The organism is Bradyrhizobium sp. FW305-F6 (genome assembly GCF_058782905.1).
In genome coordinates, this window is record NZ_JBYSYD010000001.1 from 1,807,108 (window position 1) to 1,822,027 (window position 14,920).

The 14,920-nt window shown below is 65.2% G+C and carries 15 protein-coding genes; 5 read left to right on the forward strand and 10 right to left on the reverse strand.

Annotated elements, in window-relative coordinates; all coding sequences use genetic code 11:
* Positions 1–282 precede the first annotated feature (282 nt).
* Positions 283–1,791, forward strand: a complete 1,509-nt coding sequence (locus AC3WLX_RS08755) for a sensor histidine kinase (protein WP_492335525.1) — start codon at positions 283–285, stop codon at positions 1,789–1,791.
* 91 nt (positions 1,792–1,882) lie between these two features.
* On the opposite strand, the gene AC3WLX_RS08760 is transcribed toward AC3WLX_RS08755, so the two are convergent.
* From AC3WLX_RS08760 to AC3WLX_RS08775, 4 genes are all read right to left on the reverse strand, one after another.
* A complete protein-coding gene (locus AC3WLX_RS08760) occupies positions 1,883–3,427 on the reverse strand; it encodes a peroxidase family protein (RefSeq protein ID WP_492335526.1) in 1,545 nt (514 codons plus the stop codon).
* A gap of 255 nt (positions 3,428–3,682) precedes the next feature.
* Positions 3,683–3,955: a hypothetical protein gene (locus tag AC3WLX_RS08765; protein ID WP_492335527.1), complete on the reverse strand. Its 273-nt coding sequence runs from the start codon at positions 3,953–3,955 to the stop codon at positions 3,683–3,685.
* A 145-nt stretch (positions 3,956–4,100) separates the two neighbouring features.
* On the reverse strand, positions 4,101–4,832 hold the full coding sequence (locus tag AC3WLX_RS08770) for a cytochrome c biogenesis CcdA family protein (RefSeq protein WP_492335528.1): 732 nt from the start codon (positions 4,830–4,832) through the stop codon (positions 4,101–4,103).
* A gap of 206 nt (positions 4,833–5,038) precedes the next feature.
* The gene (locus tag AC3WLX_RS08775) at positions 5,039–5,305 is read right to left on the reverse strand and encodes a hypothetical protein (protein ID WP_291622509.1); all 267 of its coding nucleotides are present in this window, start codon (positions 5,303–5,305) and stop codon (positions 5,039–5,041) included.
* Between the two features lie 484 nt (positions 5,306–5,789).
* Here AC3WLX_RS08775 and AC3WLX_RS08780 point away from each other — a divergent pair, with 484 nt between their 5' ends.
* The 4 genes from AC3WLX_RS08780 to AC3WLX_RS08795 all read left to right on the forward strand — a co-directional run bounded on the left by AC3WLX_RS08780 (position 5,790) and on the right by AC3WLX_RS08795 (position 8,758).
* Entirely contained in the window at positions 5,790–6,839 is a 1,050-nt protein-coding gene (locus AC3WLX_RS08780; protein ID WP_291622507.1) for a LysR family transcriptional regulator, read from the forward strand.
* 27 nt (positions 6,840–6,866) lie between these two features.
* Positions 6,867–7,238: a helix-turn-helix domain-containing protein gene (locus AC3WLX_RS08785; RefSeq protein ID WP_020608151.1), complete on the forward strand. Its 372-nt coding sequence runs from the start codon at positions 6,867–6,869 to the stop codon at positions 7,236–7,238.
* Between the two features lie 312 nt (positions 7,239–7,550).
* Complete coding sequence (locus tag AC3WLX_RS08790; RefSeq protein ID WP_492335529.1) at positions 7,551–8,372, forward strand: enoyl-CoA hydratase; 822 nt, start codon at positions 7,551–7,553, stop codon at positions 8,370–8,372.
* 104 nt (positions 8,373–8,476) lie between these two features.
* Positions 8,477–8,758: a hypothetical protein gene (locus tag AC3WLX_RS08795; protein ID WP_291622484.1), complete on the forward strand. Its 282-nt coding sequence runs from the start codon at positions 8,477–8,479 to the stop codon at positions 8,756–8,758.
* Between the two features lie 33 nt (positions 8,759–8,791).
* Here the strand turns inward: AC3WLX_RS08795 and AC3WLX_RS08800 are convergent, their stop codons facing one another.
* From AC3WLX_RS08800 to AC3WLX_RS08825, 6 genes are all read right to left on the reverse strand, one after another.
* Positions 8,792–9,874, reverse strand: a complete 1,083-nt coding sequence (locus AC3WLX_RS08800; RefSeq protein ID WP_291622483.1) for an isocitrate/isopropylmalate dehydrogenase family protein — start codon at positions 9,872–9,874, stop codon at positions 8,792–8,794.
* 132 nt (positions 9,875–10,006) lie between these two features.
* Positions 10,007–11,074 (reverse strand): alcohol dehydrogenase, encoded by a 1,068-nt coding sequence (locus AC3WLX_RS08805; RefSeq protein WP_291622481.1) that lies wholly within the window; start codon positions 11,072–11,074, stop codon positions 10,007–10,009.
* A gap of 75 nt (positions 11,075–11,149) precedes the next feature.
* Positions 11,150–12,121, reverse strand: a complete 972-nt coding sequence (locus AC3WLX_RS08810) for an ABC transporter ATP-binding protein (RefSeq protein ID WP_291622479.1) — start codon at positions 12,119–12,121, stop codon at positions 11,150–11,152.
* On the reverse strand, positions 12,118–13,110 hold the full coding sequence (locus AC3WLX_RS08815; RefSeq protein WP_492335530.1) for an ABC transporter ATP-binding protein: 993 nt from the start codon (positions 13,108–13,110) through the stop codon (positions 12,118–12,120). The genes AC3WLX_RS08810 and AC3WLX_RS08815 overlap by 4 nt, the downstream gene beginning before the upstream one ends.
* Positions 13,107–13,979: an ABC transporter permease gene (locus tag AC3WLX_RS08820; protein ID WP_492335531.1), complete on the reverse strand. Its 873-nt coding sequence runs from the start codon at positions 13,977–13,979 to the stop codon at positions 13,107–13,109. Before AC3WLX_RS08820 ends, AC3WLX_RS08815 begins: the two co-directional genes overlap by 4 nt.
* Positions 13,966–14,916 (reverse strand): ABC transporter permease, encoded by a 951-nt coding sequence (locus AC3WLX_RS08825; protein ID WP_291622472.1) that lies wholly within the window; start codon positions 14,914–14,916, stop codon positions 13,966–13,968. The genes AC3WLX_RS08820 and AC3WLX_RS08825 overlap by 14 nt, the downstream gene beginning before the upstream one ends.
* Positions 14,917–14,920: the final 4 nt, after the last annotated feature.

Genomic DNA, 14,920 nt, shown 5'->3' on the forward strand with positions numbered 1-14,920 from the left:
CCCTGTCGCCGGGACGTGAGCGCAGCCATTATGCGGCTTGCAAAAGCAAAGCGTATGAAAATCTCCGGGCGGACGAAAGTCATTTCGCGTGCGCTCGTGCTACCCCTTCGTCGCAGAACTGCGCGCCGACGCCTATTGCACTGCAACTCGAAGCGTCCGCGTGCAGCGCGGCGATCGCAGATGGGTTTGGCTGGAAAATCGTGGCGCAGCACGGTTCCTGCCCGTATGGTCCCGTCAAAATCATTGTCCGGCGCGACTGCGCTGGAACCGGGACGCCTCCGTTTGCCAAAGCTCACCCTGCCCGTTCGGCTTGCCCTCCTCGTCGCGGGAACGACGCTGCCGCTGATCGTTTTCGCCGTGGGCCTTGCCTACTACAACTACCGTCAGGACCGCAGCGAGGCCACGCGCCGTGTGCTGGAAACGGTACGCAGCATGCGCATGGTGCTCGATGCCGAGGTGCAGCGGATCACGGGGGGCCTGCAGGTGCTCGCGCTCAGCGACGCCTTGGGCAGTGCGGACTTCGAGAGTTTCCGACACTTGGCGGCCGGCTTCATCAGCCAATATGGCGACGACAGCGTCCTGCTGCTGTCGGACCGGACCGGGCATCAGGTGTTCTCGTCGGCAACGCCCGATACCGCGAACCTGCCCCGGCGCAACAATCGCGAGATCGTCGAGCGCGTATTCGCGACCAAGACTCCCCAGTTTTCCGATCTTTTCGTCGGCGCGACCAAGAAGCAGGCGGTCGTGACCGTCGAAATCCCCGTTCTCCGCGACGGCGAGGTCGCCTATGCGCTGTCCTTCAGTCCGCCGGTTGCGATATTCCAGCGGCTGCTGGAGCAGCAGCGCCCGAACGATCAGTGGACCGTGTCGCTGCTGGACAGCAAGGGCGTCGTGTTCGCGCGCTCGCCAAACCCGACCGAGAACTTCGGCCGGCAGGCCTCTGGCGTGCTGTACGAGTCGATGTTTCGCAGGCCGGAGGCAGCCCTTTCGACCGTTTCGCTCGACGGTGTCGCGCTTACCACGGCCTATACCAGGTCGCGGCTGACGGGCTGGACAGCGGTCGCCGGCGTTGCCGAGAGCTCACTGGTCGCGCCGCTCTGGCGGAACATCGCGATCACCAGCCTGATCGGCGGCATCCTGCTGCTCGTCGGCCTGACCTTTGCCGTCAGGATGGCGACCACGATCGCGCGCGGCGAGATGCTGCACAATCTGCTGATCGAGGAGCTCAACCATCGCGTCAAGAACACGCTGGCCCTGATGCAGGCGATCGCGGTGCAGACTTTCCGCAGCGCCAGCCGCGACGAGCGGAGGAAGTTCGAGGGGCGGCTCGGCGCGCTCGCCGAGGCCCACAATCTCCTGAGCCAGGAGCGATGGGCGGGCTCGGAGTTCCGCGACGTCATCGCCCGCGCGCTCCAGCCTTTTCTTTTGAGCAATCCTGACCGCATCCGCATGAACGGCCCCGCCGTGCCGCTGTCGCCGCGGCTCGCCGTGGTGCTGTCGATGATTGTGCACGAGATCGCCACCAACGCCGCGAAATACGGCGCGCTGTCCAACGACACCGGCCGGGTGACTCTGGACTGGGAGATCATGACCGACGCGCCGAAGCCGCGGCTGCGTCTGGTCTGGACCGAGGCTGGCGGGCCGCCGGTCACGGCGCCGGTGCAGCGCGGTTTCGGTTCGCGCCTGATCGAGCGTAGCGCGCGCGACCAGCTCGGCGGCGAGGCGACCGTCGACTTCCTGCCGCGCGGCGTCGTGTGCACCGTGACCTGCACGCTGGAGGAGACGCCCTGATCCGCTGCGAAAGCGCATATCGCAACGCAATACGAGCGCCTGTACGTCCAGACCGGCGCGCCATGCGCCGGTCTGGCCTAGCACCTGCAACCTAGACGGTCGAGATGCCGTCGATCGGGCTGATATCGCCGACGAAGCGCAGCAGGTCGGCCATCGTGAACTCGCCCGGCACTTGCGATGCAAGCGTCGGCTTCCAGGTCTTGCCCTTGAGCCACAGATACGACTGGTGATCGCCGTGGACGAGGCCGACGAAGACCTCGGCGAGCAGCATCGCGCCGACCGGCCCGAGCCGTTCACCGCCTCCCCGCTGCTCCGCCTCCTTGAGGATGTAGTACCAGAGCGGGGTGTTCTGGTGCATGCCATGCTTCTTCGCCACGGCTCCGTCGCTTCCCTTCGAGATCTCTTCCGGAGACAGTGGATTCTTGATCTTCATGGCCTTGGCGACGTCCTGGCCCGACGGCAATCCCAGCAACACGCCGCGCTTGAGATTGCGGAACGGCAGGCTGCCGCCGTCACCGGGCAGGGTGTGGAGTTGCGGCACGATGAACGGATCGATCTTGCGCGACGGATTGAGTGTCACGCCCGCAGGATTGTTCGGCAGCACCTGGAAGTAACGCCGCCAGTCGATGATCCAATTGCTCGAAAGCACGGGAAGCGGGAGCGGCGGCGTTATCGGATTCGGCGCCAGGTCGCCGATGATTCCTCCCGAAAGCCCGGTGAACCTGAACAGCAGGTCGAGCGTCGCCGGAGTGAGACCGCCCGGCGTGAAGATCCTGTTGTGACTATAGACCTGGCGGACCATGCTGTGGCCGAGCCGATAGATGGCGCCTGAAAACTCGACGGGCATGTAGGGGATCTTCTTGAAGCGGTAGAACCGCCGCCCCTGCTCGAGAATCTTCGCGACGATTCCCTTCTCGGTGATCCGCTCGACGAAATCATGCAGGACCATCCATTGATAGTGCCAGGTCACGATCCGACGCGCTTCCTCGAAAATCTCGCCCGCCGGCTTGCCCGAAGCCGCGAGCTGGTCGCAGACCTTGTTGTGAAACTTCAGCATCGCGAGGTGGGTTTGGGCGACGAGCAGGTTCTCGTCGTTGCGATGATCGCCGATGAGGGCGAACCCCTCGGGATTGCGCGGCAGGTCGTTGCGATGATCTCCCGTAAGGGTATCGACGTTGACGGTCTTGCCGATCAGGAGCTTGGGACCCGGCGTCTTGCCGTTTTCGCTCGCCGAGTTGCGCGCGTAAAGATGGCGGCTTCCATCGGGACCGAGGCCGTAGATGCTGTCGAGATCGAGTGCGGGTGTGCGAAAATTCGTGACCGCCATCGGGTCGGCCTCCTTCTCGCCGAAGGAGGTCAGGTCGAGCGTGATATCGTGGTCGACGAATTGCCCGAGATAGGTGAAGCCGGCCGGGACGTTGAGGTTGTTTCCGGCGGGGTCGCCGGGAGAAGGATCCTTCATCGCGTCGGCGAGTTCACGCAGCGGTCCGTCGTCGACGGCCAGCGGGTCCAGTGTCGGAAACATCCGGCCAAACATGCCCGGATCTTCATGGCCGGAAAGCGTATCCAGAAATTGTCGCGTCGGTTGACGTCCGGCCTTGCCGTGGCCGGGATGAACGTTGACGTCGGTTCCCATCGCTTGCTCCTGCTCAAATGCTGTGTAGGGGAGAGGGGCGCCGAATATGTCGATTGGTTAGAATGCTCGTTTCAGTATATGCTTTTGAAAAATGCCCCTCTGGGTGCAGTACATCGAAATATTACCACAGATTGTATGCTGCGAGTGAGCGCGCCGGCGAGGCTTTTTGCCCCACCGACGACACAGGCTTTTGATCAGCTGGAGTTCAGGTAGAAGAGACTAAGGCGCGATAGGCGAGCCGGCTCTCATCGCGCGTCAGCGCTTCGCGGCGAACCGCGACCAGATCTCCGCGTCCGTGTAAAAGTCCACGCCGCCATCGAGATCTCTCACCAGCCACTCGCCGAGATAGACGATCTGAGTTCCGCTGCACCGCTCGTGCCGAAGCTCGAATTTTCCGTCGGCATCCTTCTGCAACGAGCAATTCGACTGCACCCAGCTCGGCCATTCCGGCAAGGGTTGCCCCAGGAATTGCCAGGCGACCAGAGCCGCGTTGTCCGACAAAGGTTCTAAGAGCAGTGTCTTGGTCACGTGATCTCCACCATGCGAGTTGTCCCAGCTCCAACGTTTCGGAACCGGAAAGGTTTGAAAATCCCGCCGTTCCGTCACAGCATGCCTGGCGGTTATCAACGGTTCCTTTACTTTATGCTCCGGGAAAACCCGGTTCCCGAGCGCGTCAGCCGATGGTCTGCAGCGCCGGGAACGTCTCCAGCAGCCAGATGCTCACGTTCGAGACTGCGCCCGTGAGAAAGCCGATGCCGGTGATCACCATCAAGACGCCCATGGCGCGCTCGATATTGACGAGGTGGCCCTTCATGCGCGCGAACAGCGCGGAGAACCGCTCGATCATAAGCGCGGCGATCAGAAAGGGAATGCCGAGGCCGGCGGAATAGACCGCGAGCAGGCCAGCACCTTTCGCGATCGTGGCTTCCGCCGCCGCGATCGAGAGAATCGCGGCGAGGATCGGACCGATGCAGGGCGTCCAGCCGAACGCGAAAGCGAGGCCCATGACATAGGCGCCCCAAAGGCCGACGGGTTTCGGGATCGGCAACCGTCCCTCGCGCATCAGAAAGCCGATGCGCGTCAGGCCGAGGAAGTGCAGGCCCATGATGATGATGACGACGCCGGCGAGGATCGACAGCTCCGCCGACCAGGCCCGGATCAGGCCGCCGACCAGCGAAGCGCTGGCGCCCAGCGCCACGAAGATCGTGGAGAAGCCGAGCACGAACAGTAGCGCCGACATCATGATCGCACGCTTGGACGCAGCGGGCGGCTCGTCGCTTTCGACATGCTCGATCGTGGCGCCCGTCAGGTAGATCAGGTAGGGCGGAACCAGAGGCAGAACGCAAGGCGAGAGGAAGCTGACGAGGCCGGCAATCATCGCCGCCGGGATCGAAACATTTTGCATGATGCAATCGGAGCCATCTCAGGCCCGGGACGGCACGCAAGGAATGCGCCCGGCCCCGGAGCCGAACCGGCTCTGGTGTAGCCGATGGCCGAGAATGCGCAACAGAGGCGCACAAAACCAAGGCTCCTCCCGATGCCCTCCGTGATCACAGATACGGCATCGGGACGCGCACAAACCTCGCCTAAAAGCGAGACTCGGCGGCGCGGCTACTTCACCACGCGGAGCAGCGGACGCCGGGGCTGGTCCTGCGTCTGCTTGGAAGGGGTCGGCGGATGGCTCGCAGCGCTCCGCAGCATTTCGTCGCACAGCGCCTTGAGATCTGCGCTGTCAATTCCTTTCAGCTTCATCCGTACGTCGAGGATGACGATGGACAGCATCTCGGCCGACTCACGGCTGTTGCAGGCATTGAGAACCCTGCGGCACTCCTCGAGTGTCTCCAGCACCGACTGCAACTGTTCGTCTGAATGCGACACCGGCGTTCTTTCCGTTAATTCGACCTGCGAGACGTATCGGTCACGCCCCCTTCGGCCCGATTGGAAGACCAAGGATAACACGAGGCGACGGTGCCTCCGAACCTGATTTCAGCGAGTTTCTGCCGGAGAACAGCGCTCCCGGCCGCTATCGCCATCCCGCTTAGCGGGCGACGATCCAACTGGTCCCGGAGCAAACGCCCGGCGCGGTGCGATTGATCCATCAGGCGAAACGGCATCGGCTCTTGCACACGATTTCTCATCGCGGACAGCGCCTGCAACCCCGCAGCCATTTCGCGGCTCGCAACGGAACTCACGCCTAACCCCTCAGTCGAGCAGATAGCCTGCTCGATTCCCAGCCTGTGACCGCATCCCGATACCGTCAAACGGGTAGTAAAGGATGACGTTCAAAACTCTTCGTTCCCCAACCCGTCGTGGTTGTGGTTTGCCCCAGATTCTGCCAGTTTAGCTTTCCAAAGGGAATTGTATGCACTCCTTGGCGGAAAGGGGCGTTCCTCTGGCGGAACGCCCAAAGACAAATCTCAGCGGTCTCTCGGATTGGGATGCCGCCCGCATATTCCTGGAAGTCGTCCGATGCGGAAGTTTTCGCTCGGCGGCCGAGCGCCTGTCACTGTCGATCAACGCCGTGCGGCGGCGGATCGACGATTTCGAACGCCAGACCGGCACCACATTGTTCACCCGCGACGTCCACGGCACCCACTTGACCGATGAGGGCGCTCTCGTGGTCTCCGCCGTCGAGCGCATGGAGGCGGCCACTTTCGACGTCCTGCGCGCCAGCGATTCGATGGCCAACGCCTTGTCCGGCGAGGTCCGCGTTGCCGTCACCGAGGGGCTCGGCACCTTCTGGCTGGCTCCCCGCCTGGTCGAATTCCAGCAGGCCTATCCGAAGATCCTGGTGGACCTGCATTGCGCGATGCGCTCGGCCGACGTCTCGCGCCACGAGGCCGACGTCGCCATCCATCTGGCGCGCCCGTCGGCGCTGGACATCAAGCTTGTGCGGCTCGGCCGCATGCATCTGATGTTCTGGGCCTCGGAGAAATACATCGCAAAGCATGGCGCGCCGCGTTCGGCGGCGGAATTGATCAAGCATCGCCTGGTGCTGCAATTCGCCGACCAGCTCGCCGCCAAGGAATCCTTCGAGAGCTTCTTCCCGGGCGTTTCGGAACGTGACCTTCTGGTCATGAAGACCAACGTCTCGAGCGCCAACTACTGGGCGGTCGCGAACGGCGCCGGCATCGGCGTCTTCCCAAGCTATGCCATCGCGCTCGGCGGGAAGTTGATTCCACTGGAGGTCGAGCTGAACCGTCCGCTGGATATCTGGCTGTCCTACCATCCCGGTAGCGGCCGCATTCCGCGCGTGCGGCACATGATTGACTGGCTGATCGAGGCTTTCAATCCGGCTCGCTTCCCGTGGTTTAAGGAAGAGTTCGTGCATCCGCATGAATTCAAGAACTCCTATATGGGCGAACCCCTGACCCAGCTCTTCGGGGGATTTTCAACCGAAGAACAAAGGTGAGAAGAGATGAAAGCAGCGGCGAAAAGAATGAAGCAGCGCAGTGCCGGCAAGCCGGACATTGAGCTTGGCAAGCGAATCCGTCTGCGGCGCGTCGAGATGAAGATCTCGCAGGCCGAGCTCGGCGAGAAGCTGGGCGTCAGCTTCCAGCAGGTCCAGAAGTACGAGAAGGGCGTCAATCGCGTCGGCGCAGCTCGGCTGCAGCAGATCGCCTCCGCCCTCGACGTGCCCGTGACCTTCTTCTACGACGGCGACAACAAGGCCCGCGAAGTCGAGAGCCTGCTCTTCCTCGACTCGGCCTTCAGCCTCCGTCTGCTGCGCGCCTACAGCAAGATCAAGGACCAGACGGTGCAGCGTCAGCTCGTATCGCTGATGGAATCGATCGCGGCGAACGAGAGCTGAGGCCGATCCTCGGCTTGGCCTTTACGGCCGATGTTCAATCCGCCGCGCCGCAGGTGCGCGGCCGGATTGGACGAGGGTCGATGGAGACATGGTGTGCCGGCGCGCTTGCGCGCGGTACTTTCGGGCGGCCCAGCCGCCCTTTTTCGTGGCGATTGCTTCCTGGCCGTTTGATCGTTCGCCGTTTCCGCCTTGCCGGACTTCGCGGCATGCAATCGCGGCACAGGCGGATGCAAGCTCTCTTATCCTGTGCCGGTTGACCGCGGCCGCGCCAGCGCCCCACATTGCGCCTCACCTGTGACCAGCGAGCGCGCGATGCCCGACATGTTCAGCACGACCGAAACACGTTACGCCGACGGCAAGATCCTGCGGCACACGGCCGATGGCGTCGGTGTCGTGACCTTCAACAATCCCGACAAGCGCAATGCGATGTCGCTGGAGATGTGGGAGGGTCTTGGCGAAGCGCTGACGGCCCTGCGCGACGACGACGCCGTGCGCGTCGTGATCCTGCGTGGCGCCGGCGGCAAGGCGTTCGTATCGGGCGCCGACATCAGCCAGTTCGAAAAGACGCGGCATAACGCAGCCGCTTCCGAGGAATACGCCAGGCGCAGCGCGGCCCAGCGCACCCTGCTCGCCGACTATCCCAAGCCGACCATCGCCTGCATCGACGGCTACTGCCTCGGCGGCGGCATGCAGGTCGCGATGCTCACCGACATTCGTCTGGCCTCACATGGCAGCCAGTTCGGCATCCCCGCGGCCAGGCTCGGGATCGCCTACGGCTATGACGGCTTGAACCATCTGGTGTCGCTGGTCGGCCCGTCCTGGGCGCGGCTCCTGCTGTACACGGGCATGCGGATCGACGCCGCCGAGGCGCTGCGCATCGGCCTCGTCGAGCGCCTGTTCCCGCAAGGCGAACTCTGGGGCGAGACCATGACGATCGCCGAGACGATCGCGCAGAACGCCCCGCTCGCGATCAAGGCCGCGAAGATCACCATTGCGGAGGTGCTGAAGGACGAGAGCCGGCGCGACATGGAGGCGATCAAGACAATCGGCAATGCCTGCATGGACTCGGAGGATTTCCGCGAGGGCCGGCAGGCCTTCATGGAAAAGCGCCAGCCGCAATTCCGGGGCCGCTGAAGCTGAACCGACGTTCAGGTAGATTAAATTGCTCATGCAACTCGACGCAGCTGCAACCACTTGATGTCGCGCAAGTTCTCCCGCCAGCAACGAGGGAGATTGCGATGAAATTCAGATCTGCTGTTCTTGGTCTGGCTGCCATGGGTGGCGTGGCGCTCGCGTCGGGACCCGCGCTCGCGGCAATGCCGAACGGCATCCCTCAGGCGAACAGGATCGCAAGCGGTCCAGCCGCCGATGTCGAGCAGGTGCGCTGGGTCTGCAACCCCTGGGGCCGCTGCTGGTGGCGCCCGAACTATTATCGCGCCTACGGCTATTACGGCGGCCCGCGCTTCTACGGCCCGCGGCCATGGCGCTGGCGTCATCACCACCATTGGCGCCGCTGGTGAACGACGAAGGGGCCCGTGAGGGCCCCTTTTTGACTACAGCGCCGCGAGAACCGCTTTCGTGATGTCGGCGGTGCCGTTGCTGCCGCCGAACTCCATCGGCTTGATGCCGCCGCCAGCATAGATCTGGTCGACCGCGCGCCCGATGGTCTCGCTGGCTTCCGCTGCGCTCTCGAGGCCGTGCTTCTCGGCGAGCCAGTCCAGCATCATCGCGGTGGACAGGATCATGCCGGTCGGGTTGGCCTTGCCCTGCCCCATGATGTCGGGGGCGGTGCCGTGGCACGGCTGGAACACCGCGTATTTGTCGCCGATGTCGGCCGAGGGCGCCATGCCGAGGCCGCCGATCAGGCTCGCGGTGATGTCGGAGACGATGTCGCCGAACATGTTCTCCATCACCATCACGTCGAAATCCCAGGGACGCTTCACCAGCATCGCCGAGCAGGCATCGACATAGAGATGATCCGTCTTCACGTCCGGATGACGTTTGGCGGCCTCGTCAAAGATCCGGCGGAAGAAGGCGAACGCCTTGAACACATTCGCCTTGTCGACACAGGCAAGCGACCCCGGCTTGCCGCGCGCCTTGCGCCGCTCGGCGAGGCGGAACGAGAACTCGAACAGGCGCTCGGATGTCTTGCGCGTGATCACCAGGGTCTCGCGCGCGTCCTCGTGGGTGACGACGCCCTTGCCCATGGAGGCGAAGAGGCCTTCGGTCGATTCCCGGATCACGACGAGGTCGATGCCGCGCTGGTCGGCCCCGACGATCGGGCTCGGCACGCCCGGAATGAGCCGCGCCGGACGCACGCCGGCATAGAGATCGAAGATGAAGCGCAGCTCGATCTGCGGCGCGATCTCGGTATTGTCGGGGTAGCGCACCGACGGCAGGCCGCAGGCGCCGAGCAGGATCGCATCTGCCTCCTCGCACAGCTTGATGGTGCTATCCGGCATCGACTTGCCGGTCGCGAGATAATGATTGGCCCCGGCCGGCGCCTCGGTGAAGCGGAAGCGCAGATCCGATTTCTGCTCGACCTTGCGCAACACCTCGAGCGCCGGCGCCATGACTTCAGGACCGATGCCGTCGCCGGCGAGCACGGCAATGTGGAAGGCGTTGTTTGCGGACATGGGGGTTCCTGCCGAGGATGAGTCATTCCGGGGCGGTCCGCAGGACCGAACCCGGAATCTCGAGATTCCGGGTTCGATGCTCCGGGCCGCGCTTCGCGGTCCCGTCGCATCGCCCCGGAATGACGGAAGAAGCTACGGCGTCAGCACGGTACGCCCGACCACCGCGCCCTGCTGCAATTGCAGCAGCGCATCGTTGGCCTTGGCGAGCGGGGCCTTCGTCACCGGGATCGGCGCGACGTTCTTGGTGCGGACGAGATCGAGCAATTCCTGCGTTTCGCGCAAGTTTCCGACATAGCTGCCCTGAATCGTGATCGCCTTGATCGGGATCAGCGGCAGGGCCCAGGTCGCGCCGCCGCCGAACAGGCCGACGATCACGAGCTTGCCGCCCTTGGTCAGGCAGTCGAACCCGAGCTGCGTCGTGGCTGCATTGCCGACGAGGTCGACCACGGCGCGGATCGGCCCGCCCGCCTTCTTGGCGAGTTGCTCCAGCGCATCCGGCGCCTTGGGATCGACGGTCGCCAGCGCGCCGGCTTTTTCAGCGGCCTCGCGCTTCTTCGCGTCGATATCGACCATGATCGCGCCCTTGCCGCCCATGGCCTTGAGCAGCGACAGCGCCATCAGGCCGAGGCCGCCGGCGCCGAACATCACGATCGGCGTGTCAAAATGCTGCTCGACCTTCTTCAGTGCGCTGTATGTCGTGACGCCCGAGCAGGCATAGGGCGCGGTCGTCGCGGGATCGAGGCCCCTCAGGTTGAGCAGGTAGCGCGGGTGCGGCACCAGCATGTGATCGGCATAGCCGCCGTCGCAATAGACGCCGAGCGAGCGCGGCGTCAGGCACATGTTCTCGTCACCGGCGAGGCAGGTCGCGCACTTGCCGCAGCCGATCCAGGGATAGACGAGGCCGACGTCGCCGAGCTTGAGATCGCCCTGGTCGGCAGGCTTGACGTCGGGACCGAAGGCCAGGATTTCGCCGACGGTCTCGTGGCCCATGGTCAGCGGCAGGTTGATGCCGCGGTCCTTCAGCGACAGCGGCTTGCGGCCATGGCCGAGATCGTAGCCACCCTCCCAGATGTGGAGGTCGCTGTGGCAGACGCCGGCGGCCTTCACCTTGATCAGCACCTGCGTGCCCGACGGCTGCGGCGTCGCCTCGTCGAACTCCTGCAGCGGCGCCTTGAAATCGGCAACCTTGAAACTCTTCATCGGCGTCCTCCTGCATGGTTCTTGTGGTCGCGCCACCATGCCATGGCCGGCGTGACGAGACAAACCGGTCTTAGTTCAGGCCAGCGGATGATGGCAAGCGGCGAACTGGCCGGGTGCGACCTCGCGCAACTCCGGTATCTCCGCGCTGCATCGCTGGTCGGCGCGCGGGCAGCGGGTGCGGAAGCGGCAGCCGGACGGCGGCGCAATCGGCGATGGCGGCTCGCCGACCGCCACACTCTCGGCGGGACGGACGTCCGGATCGGGCACCGGGATCGCCTGCAACAACAGCGCTGTATACGGATGGGCGGGCCTCGCGAACAATTGCTCCGACGGCGCGACCTCGCAGAGCCGGCCGAGATACATCACCGCGACGCGGTCGCTGACCGCTTTGACCACCGCCAGATCATGCGCGATGAACAGCAGCGTCAGGCCGAAGCGCGCCTTCATCTCCTCCAGCAAATTCAGGATCTGCGCGCGGATGGAGACGTCGAGCGCCGAAACCGGCTCGTCGCAGACGATGAATTCGGGGTTGAGCACCAGCGCGCGCGCGATGCAGATGCGCTGGCACTGGCCGCCGGAAAATTCGTGCGGCAGGCGGCCCGCCACGAGATCGGGATCGAGCCCGACCGCGGACAGCACCTCATGCACGCGCCGCTTGCGCTCAGCGGCATCCCTGATTCCGGCGATGATCAGCGGCTCGGCGACGATGTCGCCGATGCGCCGGCGGGGATTGAGCGAGGCGATCGGATCCTGGAAGATCAGCTGCACGCGCCGGCGCATCTTCCGCAGCGCCTCGCCTTCCATGGCCGTGAGATCCTGGCCGTCGAACATCACGCGACCGGATTTGGCGCGGCGCAGCTGCAGCAGCGCGCGCCCGAGGGTCGACTTGCCGCAGCCGGATTCGCCGACCAGCCCCAGCGTCTCCCCGCGCGCGACCTGAAGGCTGACGCCGGAGACGGCATGAACCGTCCTGTTGCCCAGACCATATTCGACCACGAGATCGTCGACGCTGAGAAGCGGCGCGGGGCGCATGGCAAGCTGCATCATGCCTCGATCCCCTCCGCCATGCGGATCGGGTGGAAGCAGGCATAGAGATGGCCGGCCGCCTCCGCCTGCCTCAGCTCGGGCTTGGCCTCCTGGCAACGGCCGGAAGCATAGCGGCAGCGCGGCGCGAAGGAGCAGCCCTTCAGCGGCCGGGTCGGATCGGGCGGACGGCCGGAGATCGCCGGCAGCGGCGTATGCGGGGCGGTATCCAGCTTCGGGATCGCCGCCAGCAACGCCTCGGTGTAGGGCATATGCATGCGCTTGAACAACGCGGAGGTCGGTGCACGCTCCACCACCCTGCCCGCATACATCACCGCGACCTCGTCGGCACGGCCGGCAACGACGCCGAGATCGTGGGTGATGATGATCATCGCCATGTGACGGCGGCGCTGCTCGCGCGCGAGCAGATCGAGGATCTGGGCCTGGATGGTCACGTCGAGCGCCGTGGTCGGCTCGTCCGCGATCAGGAGCTTTGGCTCGCAGGACAGCGCGATCGCGATCGCGATGCGCTGGCGCATGCCGCCGGAGCACTGATGCGGATATTGCCCGAGCCGCTGCTCCGGCGCGGGAATGCCGACCGCGGCAAGCAGCTCGATGCTCCGCGCTTTCGCCGTCGCTGCGTCGAGCTCGAGATGCTCCTGGATCGTCTCCATCAGCTGCGTACCGATGGTGAGGACCGGGTTGAGCGAGGTCATCGGGTCCTGGAACACGACCGCGAGGTCACGCCCGCGCAGGCGGCGCAAGCGTTCCGCATCGAGCCGCACCAGATCCTGGCCCTCGAACATCACGCGGCCGCTCAGCCGGGCCTTCTTCGGCAGCAGCTGCAGCACTGCGCGCGACAGCATGGTCTTGCCGCAGCCGGATTCGCCGACGATGCCGAGCGTGCGACCGCCCTCCAGCGAGAGGTCGACATGATCGACCGCGCGCAGGCTGCCGCGCGGCGTCGGCAGCTCGACCGCGACGTCCTCGATGGACAGGAGCGGCGCGCTCACAGCGCCCCCTGACGCGGGTCGGTCAGGGCCCGCAAGGTGTCGCCGACGAGATTGAACGCCAGCACGGTCACAAACAGCGCCGCCGCCGGCAGGAAGGCCAGCCGCGGCGCGACGTCGAGGCTCTCGCGCCCCTCCCCGATCATGCTGCCCCAGCTCGCCATCGGCGGCGGCACCCCGAGGCCGAGGAAGGACAGCGCGCCCTCGACCACGATGGTGACGGCGACACCGAGCAGGAAGAAGGCGAGCAGCGGCAGGATCACGTTCGGCAGCAGCTCGCGCAGCAGGATGCGCGCATGGCTCGCGCCGAGCGCCTCGGCCGCGATCACGAACTCGCGCCGCGCCAAGGTCAGCGTCGCCGCGCGCGCCACGCGCATGAAGGCGGGGATGCCGAGAACGCCGAGGATCACGGTGAGATTGGGGACGGACTGGCCGAGATAGGCGACCACCGCGAGCGCGAAGATCAGCGGCGGGAAGGCGAGCAGCACATCCATGCTGCCGACCACCAGCGTTTCGAACCGGCCACGAAAATAGCCGGCCAGCAGGCCGAGCGCGCCGCCGAAAACGAGGCCGATCATCGGCGCGATCAGCCCCACCGTCAGCGACACCCGCGCGCCGAAGATCAGCCGGGCCAGCTCGTCGCGGCCGAGCCCGTCGGTGCCGAGCCAGTGCTCGGTCGAGAACGGCGCACGGCGCTCCAGCATGTCCATGTCGACGGGGTTTTGCAGCGGCAGCACCGGCGCAAGGATCGCGAGCGAAAGAATGATCGCAAGCCAGCCGCATGCGAGCCAGAACAGGACGCCGAGCTTGCGCCTGCCGCGGACGGGCGCGGACGCCACGTCGTCCTGAACCGACAGCTCAAGCGTGGCCATGGCGGATCCTGGGGTCGAGCACGGCATAGAGCATGTCGACGATGAAATTCACGATGACGAAGCCGCAGGCGACCAGCAGCACCACTCCCTGGAGGATCACGAGGTCGCGGGTGTAGATCGCCCCGACCAGCAGCCGGCCGATGCCCGGCAGCGCGAAGATCGATTCCACGATCAGCGTACCGCCGAGCAGGCGGCCGATATTGATGCCCGTCACCGTCACCAGGGTCAGCGACGAAGGCTTCAGCGCATGCACGAACAGGATCCGCGCGGGCTTGAGACCCTTGGCCTTGGCAAGCGCGATATAGTCTTCCTGCAACGTCGCGATCATGTCGGAGCGCAGCACTCGCATGATGCCAGGCCATTCCGCGAGCGCGAGCGTCAGGGCCGGCAACACGAAGAAGCGCAGATTCGCCAGCGGCGCCTCGGTGAAGGGCACATAGCCGGTCGCCGGCAGCCAGCGCAGCTCGACGGCGAACAGATAGATCAGCAGAATCGCGGTGAGAAACGAAGGCATCGACAGCATGGCGAAGGCGCCGCCGGTCATGAAGCGGTCGAACGCGCCGCCCGCGCGCGCGGCGCAGGCGATCGCGAGCGGCACCCCGATCAGGAGCCCGATGAACTCGGCCATCAGCATCAGCTGCAGCGAGACCGGGATGCGCTCCGCCACCGCCTGGAGCACCGTCTGCCCGGTGCGGAACGAGCGGCCGAGATCGCCCTGCAACACCTGACCGAGCCAGCTCAGGTAACGCCACCACAGTGGCTGGTCGAGCCCCATGTCGCGACGCAGCGCCGCGACATTCTCCGGCGTCGCCTGGTCGCCGAGGATGACGAGCGCGAGATCGCCGGGCAGCAGCGAGGCGATCAGGAACGTCAGCAACGAGACGGCGAGCAGGACCGGCAGCATCGCAAGCAGCCGGCGAACGACGAAGTTCAGCATTGCG